Annotated in this window: 20 protein-coding genes; 12 read left to right on the forward strand and 8 right to left on the reverse strand. The window is 34.6% G+C overall.

Annotation, left to right across the window (positions count from 1 at the left end):
* The first annotated feature begins 3 nt into the window (after window positions 1-3).
* On the forward strand, window positions 4-1428 hold the full coding sequence (locus tag BW951_RS17640) for a bifunctional metallophosphatase/5'-nucleotidase (protein ID WP_034741432.1): 1425 nt from the start codon (window positions 4-6) through the stop codon (window positions 1426-1428).
* Between the two features lie 426 nt (window positions 1429-1854).
* On the opposite strand, the gene BW951_RS17645 is transcribed toward BW951_RS17640, so the two are convergent.
* The 5 genes from BW951_RS17645 to BW951_RS17665 form a co-directional block, all read right to left on the reverse strand.
* Window positions 1855-2994, reverse strand: coding sequence for a hypothetical protein (locus tag BW951_RS17645; RefSeq protein ID WP_034976031.1), 1140 nt, complete (start codon window positions 2992-2994; stop codon window positions 1855-1857).
* A 97-nt stretch (window positions 2995-3091) separates the two neighbouring features.
* Complete coding sequence (locus tag BW951_RS17650) at window positions 3092-4504, reverse strand: caspase family protein (RefSeq protein WP_034741428.1); 1413 nt, start codon at window positions 4502-4504, stop codon at window positions 3092-3094.
* Between the two features lie 311 nt (window positions 4505-4815).
* Window positions 4816-5352, reverse strand: coding sequence for a hypothetical protein (locus BW951_RS17655; RefSeq protein WP_034741425.1), 537 nt, complete (start codon window positions 5350-5352; stop codon window positions 4816-4818).
* A gap of 80 nt (window positions 5353-5432) precedes the next feature.
* Entirely contained in the window at window positions 5433-5876 is a 444-nt protein-coding gene (locus tag BW951_RS17660; RefSeq protein WP_034741422.1) for an HNH endonuclease, read from the reverse strand.
* Window positions 5877-5904: 28 nt separating this feature from the next.
* Window positions 5905-6249 (reverse strand): helix-turn-helix domain-containing protein, encoded by a 345-nt coding sequence (locus BW951_RS17665; protein ID WP_034741419.1) that lies wholly within the window; start codon window positions 6247-6249, stop codon window positions 5905-5907.
* Window positions 6250-7206: 957 nt separating this feature from the next.
* Here BW951_RS17665 and BW951_RS17670 point away from each other — a divergent pair.
* The 3 genes from BW951_RS17670 (at window position 7207) to BW951_RS17680 (ending at window position 14357) form a co-directional block, all read left to right on the forward strand.
* Complete coding sequence (locus BW951_RS17670) at window positions 7207-10194, forward strand: SusC/RagA family TonB-linked outer membrane protein (protein WP_034741415.1); 2988 nt, start codon at window positions 7207-7209, stop codon at window positions 10192-10194.
* 219 nt (window positions 10195-10413) lie between these two features.
* Window positions 10414-11799, forward strand: coding sequence for a RagB/SusD family nutrient uptake outer membrane protein (locus BW951_RS17675; RefSeq protein ID WP_034741412.1), 1386 nt, complete (start codon window positions 10414-10416; stop codon window positions 11797-11799).
* A 62-nt stretch (window positions 11800-11861) separates the two neighbouring features.
* Window positions 11862-14357 carry an alpha/beta hydrolase family protein gene (locus BW951_RS17680; protein WP_164462451.1) on the forward strand — a complete coding sequence of 832 codons (2496 nt, stop codon included), beginning with the start codon at window positions 11862-11864 and terminating at the stop codon, window positions 14355-14357.
* Between the two features lie 18 nt (window positions 14358-14375).
* Here BW951_RS17680 and BW951_RS17685 read toward each other — a convergent pair whose 3' ends face one another.
* The 3 genes from BW951_RS17685 to BW951_RS17695 form a co-directional block, all read right to left on the reverse strand.
* Window positions 14376-14648 carry a hypothetical protein gene (locus tag BW951_RS17685; RefSeq protein WP_139326203.1) on the reverse strand — a complete coding sequence of 91 codons (273 nt, stop codon included), beginning with the start codon at window positions 14646-14648 and terminating at the stop codon, window positions 14376-14378.
* Window positions 14649-14653: 5 nt separating this feature from the next.
* On the reverse strand, window positions 14654-16195 hold the full coding sequence (locus BW951_RS17690) for a MauE/DoxX family redox-associated membrane protein (protein ID WP_034741403.1): 1542 nt from the start codon (window positions 16193-16195) through the stop codon (window positions 14654-14656).
* 178 nt (window positions 16196-16373) lie between these two features.
* Window positions 16374-16658 (reverse strand): hypothetical protein, encoded by a 285-nt coding sequence (locus BW951_RS17695; RefSeq protein ID WP_123855294.1) that lies wholly within the window; start codon window positions 16656-16658, stop codon window positions 16374-16376.
* Window positions 16659-16965: 307 nt separating this feature from the next.
* Between BW951_RS17695 and BW951_RS17700 the strand changes: the two genes are divergently transcribed.
* The 8 genes from BW951_RS17700 (at window position 16966) to BW951_RS17735 (ending at window position 23855) form a co-directional block, all read left to right on the forward strand.
* Window positions 16966-18633, forward strand: coding sequence for a helix-turn-helix domain-containing protein (locus BW951_RS17700; RefSeq protein WP_051889997.1), 1668 nt, complete (start codon window positions 16966-16968; stop codon window positions 18631-18633).
* A gap of 49 nt (window positions 18634-18682) precedes the next feature.
* Window positions 18683-19528, forward strand: coding sequence for an RteC domain-containing protein (locus BW951_RS17705; RefSeq protein ID WP_034741394.1), 846 nt, complete (start codon window positions 18683-18685; stop codon window positions 19526-19528).
* A 153-nt stretch (window positions 19529-19681) separates the two neighbouring features.
* Window positions 19682-19945: a helix-turn-helix domain-containing protein gene (locus BW951_RS17710; RefSeq protein WP_034741391.1), complete on the forward strand. Its 264-nt coding sequence runs from the start codon at window positions 19682-19684 to the stop codon at window positions 19943-19945.
* A gap of 10 nt (window positions 19946-19955) precedes the next feature.
* The gene (locus BW951_RS17715) at window positions 19956-20513 is read left to right on the forward strand and encodes a hypothetical protein (RefSeq protein WP_076395281.1); all 558 of its coding nucleotides are present in this window, start codon (window positions 19956-19958) and stop codon (window positions 20511-20513) included.
* Complete coding sequence (locus tag BW951_RS17720; protein ID WP_034741388.1) at window positions 20513-20764, forward strand: DUF3853 family protein; 252 nt, start codon at window positions 20513-20515, stop codon at window positions 20762-20764. The genes BW951_RS17715 and BW951_RS17720 overlap by 1 nt, the downstream gene beginning before the upstream one ends.
* Before the next feature lie 2 nt (window positions 20765-20766).
* Window positions 20767-21429, forward strand: coding sequence for a hypothetical protein (locus tag BW951_RS17725; RefSeq protein WP_034741385.1), 663 nt, complete (start codon window positions 20767-20769; stop codon window positions 21427-21429).
* 41 nt (window positions 21430-21470) lie between these two features.
* On the forward strand, window positions 21471-22595 hold the full coding sequence (locus BW951_RS17730) for a hypothetical protein (protein WP_117590634.1): 1125 nt from the start codon (window positions 21471-21473) through the stop codon (window positions 22593-22595).
* Window positions 22596-23012: 417 nt separating this feature from the next.
* Window positions 23013-23855, forward strand: coding sequence for a toprim domain-containing protein (locus BW951_RS17735; protein ID WP_074231924.1), 843 nt, complete (start codon window positions 23013-23015; stop codon window positions 23853-23855).
* Window positions 23856-24375 lie beyond the last annotated feature (520 nt).

Below are 24375 nucleotides of genomic sequence, written 5' to 3' on the forward strand. Positions count from 1 at the left end.
ATTATGAAATTATCAATAGGATTCATCAACGATGTGCACGGCTATATGGAACCCCATCCAGAGCTGTTTTATGACTATCAGAAAGAATATGTTAAAAGTGCAGGAGGTTATGCCAGAATTCAGACCATCTTCAAAAAGATCAGGGCAGAAAATCCGAACGCATTGCTCTTTGACGGAGGGGATACGTTTCACGGAACAGTTCCGGTGGTACAGTCGAAAGGAGAGGTCTTGATTCCCATACTTAACCAACTTGGATTTGATGCAATGGTAGGACACTGGGACTTTGCCTATACACCAAGACATCTGTTAAAACTGGAAAGCCAGCTCAATTATCCCGTCTTGGGCTGCAATGTTTTTGATGAGCAGGGAAAACGATTTCTACTACCTTACAAAATATCTGAAATTGGAGGACTCAAAATTGGTATAATCGGGATCTGTTCCAATATTATCGATAAGACAATGCCGGAGAAGTTCAGTGAAGGCATAACGGTGACCGATGGAATTGAAGAGACGAATCAATGCGTCAGAGAATTAAGAGAGGATGCTGTGGACATTATTATTCTTTTGTCGCACAATGGTTATCCGCAAGATATCGAACTGCTCAAAAAAGTGGAAGGAATCGATATTTGTCTCAGTGCACACACCCATAACAGGATGTACGAAGCAGAAAAAGCAGGAAACTGCATTATCATCCAATGTGGCTGCCACGGATCATTTGTAGGAAATCTAAAGCTTGATGTCGAAAATGGAATGATTACACATTTTGATTACAAGATCATTGAAACTGACGACAGTATTGATGAAGATGTAGAAGTTAAAGATCTGGTGGAAAAAAGTCTACAGTCTTTTGCTGAAATGAAAAGTACAGTATTGGGGACGACAGAACATATTTTGCACCGCTATTCCACGCTGTCTTCTACTATGGATGACTTTCTTCTGTCTGCCGTCAATTTTGCGACGGACGTTGAGATCTCCTTTTCCAACGGATGGCGCTATGGTGCACCTATAAATGTCGGAAATATTACCCTCTGGGACTTATACAAAATCGTGCCGATGAATCCGCCTATTTCCACCACAGAGCTTACTGGAAAAGAGATCTTTGAAATGTTAGAAGAAAATCTGGAGCGGACCTTTTCCGCAGAGCCGATGAAACAAATGGGAGGTTATGTTAAGCGTTGCAACGGATTGAGAATTTTGATGCGCATTGAAAATCCGCCGGGTTACAGAATTCAGGAAATCTATTTTCAGGGAAGACATTTACAAAAAGACAAGGTTTACAAAGTTGCTTTCCTCACCGAGCAGGATGTTCCAAAGAAATATGGGAAAAACCGCACAGAGACAGGATCTAATGCCATAACAGCAATGACATATTATCTTGAGAATAATTTTCACATTGAAAGATCTGAAGATTCTTTTCTTTTGGTCTGAAATAAAGGCAGAAGATCCGAAGATCCTCTGCCTTTTATTTTATGTGCTGGGCAATTACGATGATTGAATGTTGCTATAAGATCAGGCTGTTGATAAAGTTTTCCAGATTAGTAAATCCTGTTAGAGTGATGACTGATCCGTCTGCGGCATCATTCAAGTTCAGTCTGTTTTATTATTAATATAATCTAAAAATATTTGTAAAAATAAAGTAGGTTTTATATCGTAGGAAATCTGTGAGATATTAATCGTTCAAATTGAAATTTTCCACAATATTTTTTTAAGAGATAAACTACAACGAGTCTCTAGTAATAAACTTCCTATAAAAATCATTGAACTCAAAAATATTATATGTAAAAAATTCGTGTAAGTATTGCTCTACCCTTTCAATTTTTGTCATTGGCTTGTAAGTTTATTTATAGATTTAGATTACCAATCCATATTTGCTGAGTTATCAAATATTCCCTGCAAATGATCACAAAATTTTTCCATAATATCATTATCGTGCATTGCAGATTCATACATCCCATTGCTTGCATAAGGTAATATTGTGATCAAACCTTGCCCTTGGGTATATGTGAGTGCAGGTTTTAAATTGCTGCTATTCATATCAGAGATAAAAGATTCTATCAAACATATAACTTCATTATCTTTAAATTCCAGTGTGCCTTGAAAAGAAAACCTATTTTTAGTCTTATTAAAGTTCATCATTACTGGTACAGCACCGGCTCCGGAATGAAAGTGGAATGCATTGCCGTCTTTTCCAAATGCACCGTGAGCAACAAAGTTCCTTACCTGATTCCTTATCATCAGTAATTCAATATAATATTCCTTTAACATATCGTCAGATATGACAGTATTGAATTTAGTTTTCCATTCGGCATCGATTAATTTTGTGACTTCTTCCCCTGTTTTTATTTTTTGTGTAAGGATAGCAAGATGAATAAATAGATGTTCTGTCCAGCTAAAAAATGATTCAATAGTTGAAATTGCTAACCATTTTGTGCTTTGCCGTATCTTGTAGTAATTTTTGGAACCTAGAACAAAAGTGCCATCAATAGAAATCCTTTCTTTAGATAATTTTTCTAGTTTCTTATTTTCTGATTTATATAGATTTAGAAAATAGTTAAATCGTTCAAATAAATATCCATTATTATTTACAATATTTATTTCGGAACTCTTGATAGCCTCTGCTGCCAAGTGGTTAAAATATGGTCTTGAAGATTTTATCGCACCGTTAATTTTCTTAGTAATTATTTTCGCATCTTCTTCATCTTCCTTATTTTGAATAAAAACCCCAACTCCCATTTTCCTGTGTTCAATCAGAAATGCTTTACCATTAAAATCAATTGGAATAGACCAAGCCAGCTTTTCAGATCTTCCTGTGTCTTTGAAACCTAATAAATTTACAAATAGAAAATAAACTAAGTAGTAATCCTGTATCTCCCTTCCTGCATCACTTCTTTCAGCAAAAAATAATAGTTTTTCGTTTGCTTTTGTATTATCATCGACTTGCTTTATTGGAAATAATATTTTCAGGGCATTTTCTTTGTATTTTTCAATATTCATATTCTATTTTTATGCAGGTAGTTGGGTTTTCATTTTCCGGCTTTAAGCATCTTCAATGATTTAGATAAAATAATTTTAAACTATTTTAATGTGTTTTTTATATAATAAATCTAATGTATCTAAGTTCAAAATTCGAATTAATTCTTATCGATTCAACTGGCGCATTAAGATATTTGGCTAGGACTGTCTTTAATCCATTTTCATTATACCCATCAATATAATACTTCGATATTTCTTTTTTAATATCATTTCCGTTAAAGATTATTGATTCGATCACCTGGACTATTCTATCTCCAAAACCATCGTTTGTTGTTTTTTGGCTGCATTTAATTTCAATATTTATTGTCTGCGAATTTGGTAAAAATAATACAGAGTAATCCTGTTGAATTAAAATACCATTTATGAAATCGAATGATTGATTGAATGCTGGATTATCTCTTAATTTAAAAATTTCTTCTCTATAATTTCCTTTAAAATTATTAAATCTGAATTCACCTTTGCTGTCGTAATACATTTCAAATAGAATTCCATTTAGAATATGATTCTCGGAGTTTATTTGAAAATCTAGTAGTGACCTATTAAGATTTTCAAAAAATGTCATAGCGGAATTTGCCCCACCAATAGCGCATTGTAATAAATTTCTTCCTAAAATGAACATTTGGTCCTTATCTAATTGACTTACTGGTATTGTTATTAAATAATCAATTGCAGGATTTTGTTTGTACCAATTGTAGGTCTTTAGTTCTTTAATTTTTTTGTAAAATTCTGAATCTTCATAATAATTTTCATCTTTCAAAACATTCGGATTATAAGGTAGGCTTAAAATATTTAGCTTTTGATGTTTGTAAAAGTAAAAATCACCAATTAATGAGGTGTGTTCCCAAGTTGTTTGTCTTCCTCCTGACAATGCAAAAACTGTCTTTCTTACAGATTTAAATAGATCTTCGACAGCTATCCTTTCGGACGAGAGGTGCTTTATTAGTGAGCCCGTATAAATACTATTATTCTCATATCCGACATCTAAAGCACCTTCATTTGGAGATGTTGAAAATGCTATTAGTGATCCTTTAGGAGCTATAATTGGACTAAATCCAAGTGCAGTCCCGCGACCAAATGATCTTCTGCAAGCATCTAATATCACTATGTTTAATTTAGTAGGATTTTGCCTGTATATGTCAAATAAATCATTTAAAGTAATACAATTTTGTTTTGCCACATATTTATTTTCAGGAGGAATTTGCGAATCGATACTCGCCAAAAAATTCTCTCCATCTACTTCGAATCCGTGACCTGCAAAATAAAAAATAGATGCATCAAAATCTTTTAGTAAGTCGCTATATTCTTGTAAAATTTCAACTATGTTTTTTTGATCGATATTTAGATATAATTTTACCTCATAATTGTAATCTTTAAAGATTCCAGCAATTTGATTTGCATCATTTTCTCCGTTAGTTAATTCATTTCCTTTAAAGTAGTTGTTATTGCCAATTATAATTGCTAATGTTTTCATATATCTAAGTCGATTTTGGATGTTTTTAAAATATTCGTTGATAAAATGTAGAAAATTAGAATTTTGCAAGCTATTCTGATTACCTAAAAGGATAACCTTTAAACAATCAACTTGTGTTTTTCGATATTGATATTCTCCATCACTTTAGACCTCAATATACAAAAGATATTGTTAGAAAATTACGGTTTCCTCTCAATATGAAAAAAGTTTGTCGCGACAATAACGCAACCAGAATATTTAAATTTGGCAAAATAAAAGAATTGTGTTTTACTAATATGCAAGGTAACACACAGTAATAATATGAGCCGGTCTTATTCTTCTAATAAACCTGAATTTTTGGTAAGAAAAACTTTTATAATTTCATCTGAATTAAAATTATCAGAATTGTGTGTTTCCTGATTGTTGTTACTCCCTTCCCTTGAAAGATTTTCATCAAAAGTTAAATTGAGTTTTGAAGTCTTTCCCTTAGTCATAACATTTGAAGATAGATCTAACTTTTCATAATACTTTGCAATTCCTTGTGGCTGTGTTTCAGCGAAAATTAATGGTGGGCAAAGTGAATAAATTAATTCTTCACCCTGAAGTAAAACTTCATCTTCTTTATGGCAAGGTATGTAAAACTGAATGTACGAATCTTGGTAATAAAGTTTAATCCAGTGAGAAGGCAATTTACTTTCTAAATTTCTTTTTTTGAAAATTAATACATAGGGAAATTTTACATTAAAACCAGATGCCCCCCTATGAATCTGTTTGGCATGCTGTACAAAATAAGCCTCATTGTTATTTCTCATCAGAAAATCAAAACAGAATTTATAGTTGTCTACTTCAACATCAGGAATTACAGTCAAGGCAATTTTCAGTAAACATTTAAAAATGTTAATCGGTATATAAGGATTATGTATAACGTTAAATTCTATAATACCTCCATCTAATTTTTTTTAATTACCCCTTGTTTATTTGATTCTATATCAATGCCATGAAAACCATTAAAACTATTTTTTTTAGCTACAATATTACCATCGTATGATTTAAATGTTGGAGGAGTTTGTGCTCCTAAGGCATTAACACTTCTATTCAAACCTAAAAAATTTGCCATATCACTTTCGAAACCTGAGAAATGATTGTTACACTTATCACATTCGTAATCTGACACCCCAGAATTATTTCCAAATAATCTTGAAATAATGTGAGGCTTGCTTTTAAAGGTTGTTGCATCGGACTTTTTACCACAGAAGCGACAGATTCTTTCTGATATTTTTTTTAGAGGACGCCTTTGATTATTTATTGGAGGAGTATACATACTTTTTAATTGATAATCCTTATCAAAAGCTTTTAGATGCTCAATATTTCCAGAGTATGTATATATGTTCATTAGTTATCCGTATTATTTTTCATTAACTTTAAATAACTTCGATTTTTACTACCTCACTACTAACCACTTTTGTATTTGTATCATTCATCTTCTGTCTAATTGTAACTTTAATTTTATCATTCTTAGGAGTAGGAAAATTCATTAAATCTGAAATATTTTTAAAATCAAAGGCTTTACAAAGTAATGTTATATGACGAGTAGAATATTTATGTCGCTGTGTTAATGACTCCACATTACTAACAAAACTTTTGGCCAAACCCATTTTTAGGCTAAGCTGATCTTTGCTTAGTTTTTTTGCTTTGCGAATGTTTCTTACGTGATTAATAAAATCCAAATCGAATTGTGTTGTTTCTAAATAAGTAATTTGTTCCATATATTTTTAAAAAAAATAACCCAATATGTTGGGTGTTAAATAAATATTTATTATTTTTGCTTTAGCGAATAAATCATTAACCTTCAACAAGGTAAAATGAACGATGTATCTCGAATCAAAAAGACCAATTTTCCATCGAGAACCTCGTGAAATCGCTCCATGTCTAAAAGTTTCTTACTTTTGTATACGGCATGCGAGCGGTTCTCACGTATACTTTAGGTGGAAACTTTAATCTTCGGTTTAAAGTGGGTTGGTCGCCCTGATTCTAGAGTGTGAGACCGCCGCATGCTATTTTTGCGTATAATTCTCATATCTAAAAGCATCGTTCCATATATAAAAATAATATTTATGAGGACGACATTTTCAACCATTCTTCTAATTTGCCCACCGGAGTAGTCCGCCAGCATAACAGAAAAAAAATACGGCTTTATGCCAGTTTTGCTTGCAAAATGCTGGATTGGTATTACCTGGCTATTATCGACAAACTCCGAAATTCCTTTAAAAGTAAAAGGAAAGCCAGACTACAATTTAATCTCGCACATTAAAAGTACTCGCTTTCTTTTGATATTCCAAATTATTTTCAGAACGAAGGGAATTTAATACTGAAGACAAAAAAATTCAACGGTCTGAATAATGCAGATGGTTACGGCTGTTTTTAGATTTCAATAGAATGTTTTCTTATTAGAAATGACACTTTACAATGAGTAAACTCATTGCGGCTTTACAGCTTACACGGGACACAATTTCATTCATATTATTTCAAGATGTGCTTGGGAAGGAGGTTTTGATATGTCCTTACTGAAGCTTCCTCCCAAGCATCATCAAGTAGATACGCTGAAAACATATTCAAGAAACAGAAAGTAGAATGTAACCATAGAAAAAGAAAAGCCCTTTCCACAAAAGTTGACCGCTAGCGTAGAAAGAGCAAAGTCTAACGAATTAAACCTATTCAAAAGTATGAAAAAAAACTTTTGCAGCCTAAGTCATCTTCAATTGGCTTTTGGCTTCACCTTGCTCGTCTCCGGCGTAGCAATAGGGCAGATGCGCACCATTACAGGCACTGTCTCGGAAAATAACCAGCCAGTCAAAGGAGTTTCCGTATTCCAGGAGGGTAGTGAAGAAGTGGCTGTGACCAATGCAGCAGGCGTTTACCGTGTTCAGGTATCGGGAGAGAACCCCGTAATTATTTACCGCCATCCGGACTATCCCGAACGAAAAATCACTTTAGGCAGTAGGATAAACGTCAATATCTCATTAGGTAAAGAAAAAGAGATAGAGGAAGTCGTTCTCAACGCAGGGTATTATAAAGTCAAAGACAAAGAAAGAACAGGAAGCATTGCCAAAGTCTCTTCAAAAGACATCGAAAACCAACCTGTTATCAATGTGCTTTCCGCTGCACAGGGTAGAATGTCGGGCGTGAGCATTACCCAAAATTCAGGAGTTCCGGGCGGAGGATTTGATATTCAGATCAGAGGGAAGAACAGCATCCGAAGAGAAGGAAATGAACCATTGTATATTATTGATGGTGTTCCAATTCTTTCAGAAACTCCCTCGTTGTACAGTGCTGCAATTTTACCATACGCTACCATAAATCCTCTAAATTCCATCAATCCCAATGATATAGAAAGCTTCGAGGTATTGAAAGATGCCGATGCCACGGCAATCTACGGATCACGAGGTGCCAACGGAGTCATCATTGTGACGACCAAAAAAGGAAGAAAAGGAAGAACCGATTTCAAGATTAATACCTCTTATTCTCTCAGTACGGTAGCCAACCGATTGAAGCTGCTGAACACTGATGAGTATATTAAGATCAGAAAAGAAGCATTTCAGAATGACGGCATCTCCACAATTCCTGCGGCAGCGTATGATTTCAACGGTGTGTGGGATCAGACCCGAAACACCGACTGGCAAAAAGAACTCATTGGTAATACGGCAGATGCGTCTGTAGTCCAGCTTTCTTTAAGCGGAGGTTCTGAAAACACCTCCTACTTAATCAGCTACGGACATAACGAACAGACAACGGTATTTCCTGCAGATTTCAGATACAAAACTAATAATCTAACAGGGAATTTCAGTTACAGAACACCTGATAAAAAACTGGAAGTCAATCTCAGCAATACCTTTTCGTTTCAAAGTAACAATGTCCTGAATGATGATTTAACAAAGAGAAGTTTAACTCTTAGTCCGAATGCTCCAGCACTCTACAATCAGGATGGTTCATTGAATTGGGAGAACAATACGTTTACGAATCCTCTGGGTGTTTTCAAAAGCGAATATCTCAATTCTAGCAATTTTTTAAACAGTGGAGCGCAGATTTCGTACCGCTTATTTCCGTTCATTACACTAAAATTCAACGGAGGTTTAACGTATCAGAATTTTGAAGAGTTTTCATTGAAGCCCCACACGATGTACAATCCCTCATCAGGATTGACGAGTGCCAATTCCACATCTTTTAAAAACAATTCTTCCACATTCTCTTATATTCTGGAACCGCAATTGGTTGCCAATCAAAGCTGGGGAAACCACAGCCTCGAAATGTTGTTGGGAACAACCTTACAGCAGTCTGAAACCAATCAGGGTTCTATACAGGGCTATGGCTTTGAGAGCAATGCCTTGATTCAGAATTTGGGAGCAGCTAAAACAAAAGTCATCAGCGACCAGGTCAGAAATCAGTATTACTACAATGCTGCGTTTGCAAGAATCAATTATCAATTCATGAAAAGATACATTGTCAACCTTACCGGAAGACGGGACGGTTCAAGCCGTTTTGGTCCCGACAATCGTTTCGGAAACTTTGGAGCGGTAGGTGCAGCATGGCTTATTTCAGAAGAAAGCTGGATGAAAAATGTTCGATGGCTGAGCTTTGCGAAAATCAGAGGAAGTGTCGGAACTTCCGGAAATGACAGGATCGGAGATTATCAGTATCTCAATACCTATACAATCTCATCCAACATCTACAACAACATCACAGCTCTGAATCCTTCAAGACTTTATAATCCCAATTTCAGCTGGGAGAAAACATTAAAGAAAGAAATAGCACTGGAATTATCATTTCTGAAAAGCAGAATTAATTTTTCAGCAGCATATTACAACAATACATCATCCAATCAATTGGTGGGTATTCCACTGCCTGCTACGACAGGATTTGCTACGATACAGTCCAATCTTCCTGCAAAGGTTCAGAATACAGGTTGGGAGTTTGAGGCATCAATGCAGGTTTTGAGACAAAGCAAGTTTAAATACGACACGTCATTCAATCTTTCTGTACCACAGAGTAAATTATTGGAGTTTCCGAATCTGGAAGGATCAACGTATGCCAATCAATATGTTTTAGGATATCCGATGTCACTCGTCAAAGTCTATCAGTTTGAAGGGGTAAATCCTTCCACCGGTTTATACCAATTTACCGACTTTGACGGAGACGGAAAGATTAATTCTCCCAATGACAATAAAGTGATTGAAAGAATAGGCGTGAGATTTTTCGGAGGCTGGTCAAGTAATTTCCGTTACGGACAATGGTCGGCATCATTTCTTTGGCAATTTGTAAAGCAGAGAAACTGGAATTACAACCGTCAGATGCTGGTGCCGGGATCAATGAACAATCAGCCTGTGGAAGTCTTGGATGTTTGGTCTCCTTCAAATCCTTCTGGAATGTATATGCCGTACAGTTCGGGAGCCAATGCTCAAAAGAATGCTTCACACGTTTTATTCCAGAATTCTACTGCTGCGATTGGTGATGCATCATTCATCAGACTGAAAAATGTACAGCTTAATTACAGCATTCCCGTTCAGAAATTCGGAATCAGAGAAGCAATGATTTATGTGCAGGGACAAAACCTCTTGACCTTTACAAAATATTTCGGTGTCGATCCTGAATTTGTACTGACCGGATATTTACCGCCACTGAAGACCTATTCAATGGGCTTTCAGTTGACTTTTTAAAAAGGGTTAAGCTTTTAGTATTTCAAAATTGAATCCATATTATAAAAAAAGTTTTTATAAGAATTAAGAATAAATCTTTAGCTAATGTAAGACTTATCCTTAAAGAATTTGAGACTTTATGAATGGATGTTTTCCATTGCGAAAATTGAAAATCAGATGATGTGAAATTTTCACATTCTAAGCATTGAATAAAAATTAAATCTTTAAAAAATTGAAAAAATGAAAATAAGAATAGAACATACTATTGTGGCAGCTATAATATCCGCCGTACTGACTACCGTTATTTCCTGTGAAAAATTCGTAGAAACTGATTTTCCCAATAACCAGCTTCCGACAGAAGTCGTTTTTGAAGACGAGCAAACCGCTGAAGCGGCATTGGCAGGACTGTATGCAGGACTTTGGACGAACTCGCTTATTTCGGGAGGTATTGATGGAATGGGTGCATTGATGGGAACGTATACAGACGACCTGACCTGTGTGTACACATCAGGATCAAACGGTATTTTGGATATTGCTAACAATCAGCAGGTTGCTACTAATACCGTAGTAACGACGGCTTGGACGAATGCTTACGGGCAGATTTATGCTGCCAACAGCATCATAGAAGGCGTTACGAATTCAAAATCGTTAAGTCAGGCATCCAAAGACCGAATCAAAGGTGAAGCATTATTGGTTCGATCCATTATTTACTTTAATCTCTATCAGATTTTTGGAGAAATAGCTTACACAGAAACTACGAACTATTTTATAAATAGCCACTTGGGGAGAATGAATAAAGATCAGTTCCTCATAAAACTGGAAACCGATTTGTCTGAGGCGGTCAATCTTTTACCATCCGCTTACAGAAATGCAGAAAGAATCTATCCCAACAAATTTGCGGGATATATGGCATTGGCAAAAATGAAGATTCTGTTGAAGAAATGGGCGGAAGCAGAAGTGCTTTGCAGTACGATATTGCAATCATCACAATATACATTTCAAACAGATCCTTCCAAAGTATTTCAGAAAAGCGGCACGCATATCATTTGGCAGTTGAAGCCCAAAAATACGAATGATGCTACGAAAGAGGCATCACTGTACAACTTTACGGGAGCACCTTTATCGTTTGTCCTCAATTTGAATCTCATCAATACCTTTTCTGTGGGAGATTTGCGGAGACAGTATTATATAACGGCAGTTCCTTTTAACCAGCAGATCAATTACCGCTCTTCAAAATATAAAAACCTTGCGGTCAATAATCCTAATGAATATTCAATAATCTATCGTTTGGATGAAGTCAATTTCATGATGGCAGAGAGCCTGATCGAGCAAAATAAAGCAGGAGAAGCCGTTTTGTATATCAACCGTTCCCGCCAACGGGCAGGATTACCGGCTCTTAGCACCTCATTATCCGTTTCGTCGGCAACCACAGAATTGAGAGAGGAAAAGCGCAGGGAATTTTTTGTGGAACACGGCATCCGTTTTTTTGATCTGAAAAGATGGGGACTGCTTGACCAGTTGATTCCGGTAAAACCTAATTGGAAAAACTACCATGCCCAATGGCCGCTTCCGCAGAAAGAACTGCTTCTCAATCCAAATCTTAATCCACAAAATACAGGATATTGATAATGAACAGAAGTTCGAAGAATTGGAAGAATAGGGAAGACATACCTGAAAATAATAAGACGATGAAAACGATTCGAAAAATAGGGCTCCTCATTGTGTTTACTTTTCTGTTGTTGCCGTTACAATTCAACGGACAACATGATGACCTGAAAAAATTGGAAGCATTGGCAGAAAAAGCCGAAGTCCCGGATTTTCTGAAAATGTCAGAAGATGGAGAATGGGTAAGCTGGTTGATGAAATATGAAAGTAAATCGCCGATGTACATTTTACAAAATGTACATGATAAGACTCAAAAGTTTGAAAGAAAATCAATCAGGACTTCATTTTTTATGGGCAGTGAAAAATTTGCCTTTTTGAGTGGTGACCGATTAGAACTGATTAGTTTGGCAACTCAAACTATTGAAACAAAAAATCATATAAAGACGATTGATCAGATGAAACCGCAATCTTTATTTTTGATTCATTATGATGAGCATCAGAATAACAGACTGGAAATCTATGGTAAGAACGGAAAACAGCTGCAGTCGATTGATCAAGTCGTACGATTTCTTAAGGTTGACAATGAATTGATTCTATGGACGAAAAACGATTCTAAAGCACAAGAAATTAAAGTTTGGAAGATTGAAGGGAGCAATAAAAAACTGATTGCAAGTACTTCAGAAGAAGTCTTGAAAGTTTGGAAAGGCACTGCTACGGAAGGAGGATATACAGTCTTTGGTAAAGACAAGCATGAATATACATTAAAGCACTATGTTGATGGTTTGCCGATTCCGCGAAACCTTGATTTGATGCGGAGTAAAAATTATCATTATGTAAATCTTGACTATTCATCAGATCCTGATGCATTATTTATCAAGCTGATCAGAAAGATTCCGAAAGAAAAAAAAATGATAGAGTTTTGGTATGGCGTTGAAAAAGATCTCACTCATCATATTAAAGATATGCAGGTTGAAGAAAAATTTTTGTGGTATCCCAAAACAGGTAAAGTAATCCCGATGGATTCGATTTTTCATACAGAAATAGCGATTGGCAATTCCGGAGATTTTTTGAAGATAAAAAAAGATCATTCATTTGTAGATAAGAAAGATGATTTTTTCATGCCCAAAAGAGATTCCTTGTTTGTATGGAATTCAAGATCAAATGAACATCGTTTTTTTTGTGTGATTGATGAAAGACTGTATGTTTCACCGGATAGAAAATGGATTCTTACGGCTGATAACGATGGATGGAATCTTTTAAACACAATTACCCTTAAAACTAAAAAGCAATTATCAGATCGTGAAGCTTCACCCTATTTTAAAGGAACTGAGTTGATTACCTGGGTAAAAGGGAATAAGGTATGGGAACAAAATATTTTGAACGGCAAACTGGTGAGGAAAGTGAATTTAGATGGTGACCATGTTGAAATTATCAACAGTCAACACCAAAAGATAACGGAAGGGCTGCCTAGAGAAATTATTTCAGTACCTGAAAATAATTATTTATTTCGTCTCTCAAAAGGTGATTTGCTGAAATCATACGTAGAGTGGGATCATCGTACAATAAAAAAAATTATAGCTGAAACTACAGATAAAATACGAAATTTGATCTTTACAGATAATCATTCAAATTTTGTGTGGACTAAAGAAAATTACAATGAAGCGCCATCCATTGTATTTAAACAAAAAGGAAAGAAACATCATGTCGTATTCACGTCCAATGTTCATGATAAAACTGCGGAAAAAATAAGAAAGATTCAGCTGCATTACAAAGGAGCAACTCAAGAAACTTTAACTGCAACTTTATTTTTGCCACATGATTATAATTCGGGTAAAAAATATCCTGTCGTACTTAATATTTACGAAAAACAACAGAAAGGCATGTCAGCCTTTTTGCTTCCGACCTTTAAAAACGGAAGAGGCTTTAATGTACGGTTGCTATTGGAATCAGGCTATATGGTGCTCATTCCGGATATTACATACGGAGATAAAGGATCTGGTTTGTCTGCACTGGAGTCAATCCATAATGTATTAGATGAATTGGTAAAAATAGAACAAGTAGATGCGAGGCGAATTGCTTTGACAGGACAGTCTTTCGGAGGATATCAGACCAACTTTGTCGCAACGCACTCAGATCGCTTTGCTACATTTATTTCGGGAGCATCGGTATCTGACGTTATCCATACTCCGTTTTCTTTCAATTACGATTTTGGAAGTCCTGACTATTGGCGGTATGAATATGGTCAAATGCGTATGGGTGGCAGCTTTGTAGAAAATAAACAAAAATATATGGATAACAATCCGTTGTATTTTGCTTCAGAGGTTAAAGCTCCCATATTACTTTGGACAGGTGAAAAAGACAGTAATGTAGATCGCGAGGAAACCCGCTCATTATTTGTGGCTCTGAGAAAATACCGCAAGCCTGTGATAGCATTGTTTTATCAGGATGAAGGACATTCTCTTTCCGGTAGAGCAGAACAAAAAGATTTATCTGTAAGAATGCTGGAGTGGCTGGATTATTTTTTAAAAGATAAAAGAGATGTTGAATGGATTGATAAACAAATGAAGGGTGCGTTGTAGCACCCTTCACCTTTTTAATTAGTTAGGAATTTCATACAGTGGATTCCCGCAAGAGGTTCCACCTGCATTTTGGAATAGATTATGAGTGTTGACCCCATCAGACCAGGTACATACTTCCGTAATAACGTCTGGCTGACATGATTTTTCTGTCATAATACATTTTTCAACAGGTGCTAGAGGATCAAAACGATAGCCGTTTTCCACTAAACTGTTTTTTTTCACAACGCTTGTAGCGTACGCACTTCCTGCGCCTAAAAGCAATACTGCTAAGGGCAATGCGATTTTTCTCATTTTTTTCATGATGTAAAATTAAATTTGGTGCCTACTCTTAGTTCAGGTTTTCGGCTTCCCCCTGCAATGAAATGCTGAGTGATGTTCTGCGCAAAACGATATTTAATGATTTCATTTCCTGTTAATACATAAAGATGCTGATCTGCAATATGAAACTGCATCTTTTTTTCCTTTTTGGGATTTGGTAGATAAAAACTTCCGATGTATCCTTGTTTTACGGTAGAATAAACATCAATGATAAAAGAATTTTTCCACCGATCCCTGTCTTCAAATTTTCCGATGAGATTTGATTCGATAAACAACAGACCCGCATACGCAAATGCTTTTTTATTGACTTTTAATGGAGGTTTGCTCATCTTCTTTTTTCCGTCCGAAAGTTCAGAAACTTCAATCTGCGGAATGCTTATCGTATCAATGGTTTTATACTTCGCTTTGATGGTAAGATGGTTATCCATGATCAAGAGCTGATTTTTGTAATAGTGTACATAAACAGCAGTTTGAGTGATTGGGTCAAAATGCAGTTGTCCATCAGTATCAAAGATTCCGTCATTGGTTTTTCCAAGAATTCCTGATTTCAGATTCAGAGGATTTTTCTGCAAAGGATTTAACAATCCTAAGGTCTGCTTTTCTGAATCTTTGAAATAAGTGCTGATTGCAAAGGAATCTTTACTGATATTCACCAATTGGCTGAAATATGCCTGTCCTAAGCTCAAGGTCTTTGCCTGATGATTTCCCAGCATTCCCTGATAGATAACAGGTACGCTTCCATCATACAGATAGAAATCCGGTGCATTCACCTTCAGTTGCGCTCTTTTAAAATCAAAGTCGTACCTGTCCGGTATTATCCTGTGATCTTTCATTGCTTTAAAATTCAAATCAGTTGATGTCAGTAGAAATGGAGCAGTATAGTTGCCCAGATATACTGAATCTTTTGAAATGCCCGCAAGGTAATAGGAGTTGATCTGAAGATTGAAACGATTCTTTTCTGTTATAGGATGCTGCAAAAACCTTCGTGTAAAATTATTTTCCTTTTTGATCATAAATTCTGATTGTCTGTACATCAGAATGATTGCTGAACAACTTACAATCGATAAAACAATCAGCAGACTTACAGATTTAAAAATCTCTTGTCGTTTAGAACCTGAATATAAAACAATTGCAAAAGCAGCTATGATAACTGTGGCAATATTAAATATCAGATGGGTTTTCCAATCCATTTTTTCTAAAATTCCACCGCAAGAGCAAGGAATAAACTCGCTGTAGTTCAAGATCATGTAAATATAGACAGTGAATAAAACCATCAGAACAAAAGAAAAGTATAATCCGATTTTTCTGGTTCTCTCAAAGATCAATAAAATACATATTGCAAGTTCAATGATTAGAACTCCGTAAGAGATAACATTTGAAAATGCACTCAATAGGGGAGACTGTGCAATCTGAATCTGAAAATTTTCAAAATCCATCATCTTACTGATGCTCGCATAGCAAAACAGCAGGATGAAAAAATAGCTGACAATTTCTATAAATCTTGTTCTGACGGTTTTCATAATCGTAATATTTATCCTTTTCTAACTAAAATCCATTGTACGTTCTTTCCGCAATATGCCGGCATAAGTTCACCTTTTGATACAAAAACTGAAGTACTGATCCGCCCTTCAATTTCCCATTCACCGCTCACAGTGCATTTTTTTCCTGTGCTTATCAGTACCTTTTGGTTTTCCACACTTAGAAACTTTGTCGGTTAAAGAGGTTTTTATTTCTGGTGGTATCCTGCTCAATCCTCCAATGCTGCTTATCTCTTGGTGGATCGTCATCATCATCTCCTGTATCCAGATTTTCAGAATCACTTTCTCCGGATTCTTTATTTCCAATTTTTTCAGATTCATTATAGTTTTGAACTTCGATTTTCAGATTTTTTTGTTCTGTTATGTTAAAATCATTATCAGATCTTTCGCAAGACTGCATAAGCAATACAGTTATTAAACTTAAAATTGAGATACACTTTTTCATTTTTTAAATGGCTTTAAAAGTTATCCCGGCCGGTTTGAAATATGATTAGAATTCTGATGTCGAAATTAGGAGTGTTGGGGTATTCAGAAAAGCTTTATGCGGGTCTATGGATTCATTAGAAGGGAATAATTGATACATTATTCCCACAAAATAGAATCTTATAACGCTGTAAATCAGCTCATAGGTCATAAAAACTTTTGAATAGATCAAACAACTGTTTGAATTATGATTTTTTAATTAAATTTGTGAATACGCTATCTATATGTATTATCATAATCGATTATTATTGTTAATATTTACTTTCTTTTTGTCATTAATCCAAGGTCAGAATCTAAATGAACAGTCTTACAAGAATATTTCAGGCTTATTTAATTCGTATTCCGAGAATGATGAAAGAGCCTTGGTGTTTGTAAATCTGTACATCAGCAAAGCAAAAAAAGATCATAATTATAAAAAGCTCATAAGAGGATACGAGGAAGCGATCTACTACAGCAGAGATGTGAACCGCAAATTATTATATGCAGACAGTACGATAATCACAGCCATACAAAACAAAAATGATGATGATATTTCCAGGGCTTATCTTGGAAAGGGGATCATATACTATTATAACAGAAGACAATATAAACCTGCTTTAGAGCAGTATTTAATAGCCTTCAAGTTTTCCAAGAATTCGAAAGATGATTACCTCAAGAATAAGATCACGTATCATTTGGGGATGGTTAAAAGCTATTTGGGTTATTATAAGGAGGCGGCAGTACATTTTGAAGAAGCAGCAGATTATTTTGAAAAAAAATCCAAAGAGAATGTTCATCCTAACATCAGGCTGAATAACGAATCAGGATACTTTAACAGTATTTACCGGTTAAGTACCTGTTACAGGAACTTACGGTTGTATCAGAAGGAAGATTCATTGATTAATATAGGATTAAGAAGACTTCACAATACCGCTCAGCTGTCCACGGAGTATGGATATTTTCAAAAAGGAAAAGGGGTACAGTTGTTAAGATTGGGAAATACCGATGATGCATTACAATATTTTAAACAGTCAAAGGATATTTTGAGTCACCATCAGGATGATGCTTCATTAATGACGGTTTATTTTTATATGGGAAAAGCGTATTGGTCAGATAGAAAAAGAGCAGAATCTTTACAGTATCTTAATAAAGTTGATTCTTTGGTCAATAAATTTTGGTTTGTCACTCCGGAGATCAGATCCGGTTATGAATATCTCATTAAAGATGCCAAACAAAACAAAAATTATGAAAGGCAATTATATTATACCAATCAGCTGTTAAAGGCTGATTCAATTATCAATGCTGATTTTGCCATGCTTTCTTCAAAAATTCACAGGGAATACGATACCAATACTTTATTAGAAGAGAAGAATAAATTGCAAAGGGTTCATAAAAATGGGTTTATTATTTTATATTATTCTATGGGTTTTGGATTGATGATATTATGCTTTTCAATCTGGAAGTTCCGCAAGAGAGAAAAAGCACTGACGATCAAGTATCAGGAATTGTTAGAAAAATTTAATACTTCTCAACCTACAGATCATTTTTTAGAATCGAAACCTGTTTCTTCCGAAGAAAAAAATATATACAGCGCAGAAATTATTGAAGAAGTAAAAGCAAATCTCAAGATTTTTGAAGAGAGAAAAAACTTTTTGAAGCAAAATTTAACGCTTCCGATTGTGGCTAAAATGATTGGAAGCAACCGTACCCATCTATCATACGTACTCAATGTTCATCTTGATGTAACATTTACCACGTATTTAAAAATTTTAAGAATCAGGTATATCACCAATTTACTATTAGAAGACAGTAAATATCTTAAATTTAAAATTGACAGCCTTGCGGAAAAATGCGGAATGGCAAACCGGCAAATCTTTTCAGCACATTTCTTGGAAATCAACGGAATTAGACCTACCGATTTTATCCGGAAAAGACTGGATGAAATTCAGAAGAATTGATTTTTTTATTTTTTAGCCCGATTTTTACGTGACCAAAAAAATGATACGTATGAACGGACAAAATTTCCGAAAAAAAAATGACCAGCTTTGGAAAAATCTTACAACAACTGTAGATCAGATCAACAGGAGCGAAAATGACATTGTCATTCGTTCTGAAGAGATTCTGATGGAAACAGACATTGCCATTAGACAATTGAAGGATCACCTTCGGCAATATCAATTTTCAGATTGGAGTGATGAAATCTACTTTTTTAAAAATACCAAACCGCAATTCATAGCAGTTTATATTTACTACTCCAAAGTTTTAGCTATAGAAGCCTCAAAACCTTATGCAGATCCTCAAGCCTTACAATCCTACTACGAAAATGAGAGAAGCAATCTTTTGTATTTTTATAATGAGCAGAGAGAATTTATTAGTTACTACCGCCGAAAATCTACCTATCTGGATAAGAAATATTTCGTCAGGTTCAAATTCGACTTTAAGTTGAAGTTAAGCCCCGAACTGTACAGCTATGATGAAGAATTTTCGACATCCCATGATCATATGGTATCTCAGATTTTAGCGAATGATCTTTTGGATCACTATTTATCTAATAAAATAAATTCGAAAGAAGTCAGAGAAAATTCAATCGCACATATCAGAAATCTGGAATGGACAGCTCCTAAAGTTGCATTGATTGAGTTGTTGTATGCGCTTCACCAAACAAAATGTTTCAACGGTGGTCACTCAGATCTGGCTGAAATTTTCAGGTGGGCAGAAAACTCACTTCATATTAATTTAGGCAATTATCATAAAACTTTAGGTGAAATACGCTTACGTAAAACGGAAAGAACTAAATTTTTGTCATTGCTTCAAAAGAATTTAGATCAATATCTGGATAATTTAGATGTGTGATTTGGATGAAGATAGATAAAACAAATTGTAATCTTTAATTTAAAACCTTTTATTCATAGGTTTCACAAGGGAATCTTTCGGTAGTACCGACAAACTACCGAAAGATATTTTGCGTGATTTCGAAAATTTGTCAGACAAAACAAATTTGAAATCATGGCAATATCCATTATCACCAAAGAAGATCTTCAGCAGTTTAAAGTTGAATTGCTGGAAGGGATTAAAGAATTACTACACGATAATACAACAGAACAAAAATTATGGCTTCGGACCTCCGAGGTCAAAAAGCTGTTGAACATCTCTTCAGGAACATTACAAAATCTGAGAATCAACGGAACGTTATCATACAGTAAGGTAGGAGGGACTCTGTACTACAATTACAAAGACATTGAGAAACTACTGACAGACTTCAAACATTAAATCGGTAGTTATGAAGCAGTCTAATAAAATTATTGATTTTTTTGGAAATGTCATTAGGGATCATCGGATGGTTCCCTCGCACATCAGTTTATATGTTTCGCTTTTCCAGTTGTGGAGTAGGCATCAATACCAAAATCCATTTCGTGTGAGTCGGAAAGAGGTGATGAAGCTCGGTAAAATAAAATCTTTTGCGACTTACCACAAATGTATAAAAGAACTGCATAGCGCAGGGTTTATCATTTATTCCCCTAGTTATCACCCTTATGAAGGAAGCTTAATCGAAATTATTGATTTTGAAAGTGAAGATTTTGAAAAAAGTAAAATAGTACATGACCAAAAAATAGTACCCGACAAAAAGATTTCCTTTTCTGTACCGATGCTGTATGAGGTTGAACTATATTTTAACGAGTGTGATTTTCAATCTGAAGAAGCGAATCAATTTTATTCATTATACGAATCTAAGGATTGGAAGTTGTGCAATGATCAACCCATGAAGTGTTGGAAATCTGCAGCAAGAAATTGGATTTCAAAGCTGAAAAATTCAAATCAAAACCAAAACCAAAACTAATGAAAGAAATTGATCCTAAAACTCCGATCTGGCAACTGACTGTTGGAGAATTCTTAGAAATTTCGAGCGGTGTCAACTCTGAAAAGAAATATGAATATGGTCTGAAAGGTTTAGCGAAAATATTGGGATGTTCTGTTTCAAAAGCTTCAGAAGTAAAATCATCGGGGTTATTGGATGAAGCCATCATCCAAAACGGAAACATTATCATCATAGACAAAGAAAAAGCATTATCGCTTTTCGGAAAAAAATAAAGATGACTTATCTTGAATTGATACACCGATTTTGGGATTTTAATAAAATAAATCAAATAGGTTCTACGGGAATTTCGATGTATCTGTATTTGCTTAAAATTGGATATGACAATAACGGGTATGAGTTCCAGATTTCTGATGTTGCAGTGAGTAAAGAGTTGGGATTAACCCGAAAGACCGTAAAATCTGTAAAAGAGAAACTCCAGAACTTTGGATTAATTGAATTTCAAACCAAGAACGGACTTCCATGTTACTACAGATTGCTTTTAGATTATCCCTTGAAAATTGCTAAACCCGAAAAAATAAAGAAAGCTAAAATTGTAAAAAGTTCAGATTTTCTTACAGCAGGAAGTGTAGAAATTCCATCACAACAACAGCCATCACCACCTGTAATCAATCAAAAGAACATTCCAAGTTTTGATGAATTTATTGAATATGCCCAAACATTAGAAACTTATGAATCTGAATTAGATTCCGTCATAGAAAAAAAGTACGAAGTCTGGGTACGTAATGATTGGCAAAATAGTTCAAACCGACGTATTACCAACTGGAAATCTTCCCTAAAAAGTATATTGCCGTTCATAAAAAATGAGGATACAAACCTTCAGCTTTCCGTATCAAGCATTCCAAATATAAAGCGTCCTAAAAATCCAGACCGAAAGTAATACTAAAATAAAAAATTCAACACATAAAAAAGATGTACAGCATGGGGGATCCGCATGTAAGACTTATCCGAAAGGAATTTGACAATAAAAGCGAAAGAGTTCCCGAAAAAATCAGAATAGGGAACCATTTCGTGGACGATTTCATTTTTGAAGATCATGAAGCTGCCGATATTCCTATCAATGCACTTCGGGTGATTTTCAATATTATTTCCATCATCAGCAATGAACAATTCCGTCCGGAAGACAGACCAAAACAGCTTTCACTTTTTGATGAAGAATTTGAAACCGAAAACAATATTTTCGCTTCTATAAAAATCAGAAATAGCAAAATTTCTCCTAGCGGTTCCACAAAACAAGTGATAGATGCTTATGAATTTCTCGCAAAATTCAAAATGAGCTGGTATAAATCGTTTAATTCTAAAGGAAGAGAAATCAAAACTTTCGGTGGACTCATTTCAACACCGAGTTACGATAAAAGAGGGTACACCACTTTTCTAATCAGCAGTTATTGGCTGAAAAAATTGATGGTCATTCCGGAATATAATTATGTGCTGTACAATCTGGTCTATAATGTAAGAAACAACAAACATATAATATTTGCTATCTGGCTTTCGAAAATCCCTGAAAATGGAACGGTATTAAAACTGTCAACACTGAACAAAAAATTTGGATTGAATTATCAAACTGCCAAGGATTTTTGTTTCAAGTTTCTAAAACCTGCAAGAAGCAGTCTTAATACATTCAATACGGTCTCTTTCGATTATAAGTACAAAAGAGATTCAATTTTTGTAATACCGCGTTTGACAAAAAAGAAGGAAGATGATCATATATCTGAAAACAGTAACGAAGAACGGAAATTAAGAAAAGCATATCCTAATGAAAAGCAAGAAATCAGCCGAAGATTGATCTACTTTAGAAAAAGATATGGTCTGCTGACAAGTGAAATGATTCAGTTTTCGCATCAATACAGATATATTCCGCAAACCAGAGTATTGATAGAGAAAGCTTTTGAAGAATTTATTAGAACAGCACGATTGCAAGGAATTAAATCGACAGAATTTCAAGGAACCGAATTTTTAAATAAAATTCAGGAACACATCATACAGATTTACAGGAATACAAAAATGGGAGAGTTGCTGCCAAATGGCTACCCAATAATTATTTGAGTTCGGAATTCCACTCACCCAAAATTCGGAATTGCACTCACTGAAGTTAAGAAAATGTTAAAATATTGAAATTTTTGATTGAGAATTCGGAATTGCACTCACTCCAAAATTCAAAACCCGTTAAAAATAGGGATAACTGTAAGAAAATGTGAAAAAAAACGAAAAATCAATGAAAGTAGAAAATACAATTCGGATTTACACTCACCACAAATGAGTTGTTTTTTCGGAATTGCACTCACTCCACTTTCGGAATTGCACTCACTGAAATTCGGAATTGCACTCACCGAAAATGGGGTTCAAATGCTTTACCATAAGGCGATTCGGTGCATCATTAAAAGTATTATAAAAGTAATTAAAAAGTCTTTTTTTATTTAAAAGGAAAATGTGGATAAAAAATTTGCTTTAAAAAAGAAAAAAATGAATTGCGAAGAAGCAAAAGAAAAAGTAAATATTAGAACAGTTTTGGAATCGTTCAATCTCTTTCCCGTGAAAGAAAACCGAAAAACGGCATTTTATTTTGCGCTCGACAGAGAGGAAAAAATCCCGAGTTTGTCTGTTGATTTTGTGAAAAATAAAGCTTTTGATTTCGGAACCGGGAAAAGTTATGATGTTATTTCAATTGTTCAGCAAATGAATCAATGTTCAGTTTCTGATGCTTTGAAGTACCTTGATAAATTTGACTTCTCAGTTCAAAATAATACTCAGATTGAAGAATCTGTCCAAATCAAAAATTATCAAATCATAAAAGTAAATGAAATTCAGCACCCAGCTTTAATCCAATATTTAAAATCCCGAAAAGTTTGTGAACAAAAAGATTTGGTAAAAGAAATTGAGTATATGTTGAATGGTAAGAAATATTTCGGAATTGGCTTTTTTAATAATTCCGGAGGCGTTGAAATCCGAAATAAATATTCAAAGATATGTTTGGGCAAAAAAGATGTGACTTTGATAAAAAATGATTTGAAGACTTCCAATGAAATTGTAGTTTTTGAAGGTTTTTTTGATTATCTGACTTTTAAAAATTTGGAAAGTGCAGAAAGTTCAATTTCAGATTGTTTGATTCTCAATTCTACGGCAATGCTTTTCAAAGTCGATAAAGAACTTAGAGCATATTATAAAACCTCACTTTTCCTAGATAATGATGATAATGGAATTACAATCAAACAGGTTATCCGGAAAAACTATAAAAATGTTGAAGATTGTTCTTTGTTGTACAAAGATTTTAAGGATTTAAACGAGTGGTTTTGTGCAACAAAGTAAAATGTAAAAATTCTGAAAATGATTTTAAAGAGAAATTTAATTTTAAAAATCATAAACTGGTTAAACCTTAAAAAAAACAGATTACCTAATGTTTAATTTTACATTTTTCCTACTATCAAAACCCTCTATTTAATCACTTCTAACTGATTTTTGGCTTTTTACTATTGCAAATGTAGGACAGCATCATTCACCTAAAAAAATATTTTTGGGTTTCTATAAAAATTCTTTCCACGAGTTCCAATAATTTTTTCAGACACTCCTGAATCCTTCGGACAAAAATATTTCGAGCCACAATCCTCCAAAGCTTTGGAGGATTGTGGTTTTATATGCCTGATACTTTCCTATGATCATCGGCAAAGAAAAAGACGGAACCTCAGTTATACGAATCAATTAAATCGCAGACGGTCTTTGACATCAACGGAAAAAACAACAAAATAAAACAACAAATAATTCTGCTTTTCCAATTGGATATAAGCAGAAAAAAAAACGAGTGTCCTCGAAACCAAATCAATCAAATCGA

It is taken from the genome of Chryseobacterium gambrini (genome assembly GCF_900156825.1).
GTDB lineage: Bacteria > Bacteroidota > Bacteroidia > Flavobacteriales > Weeksellaceae > Chryseobacterium > Chryseobacterium gambrini.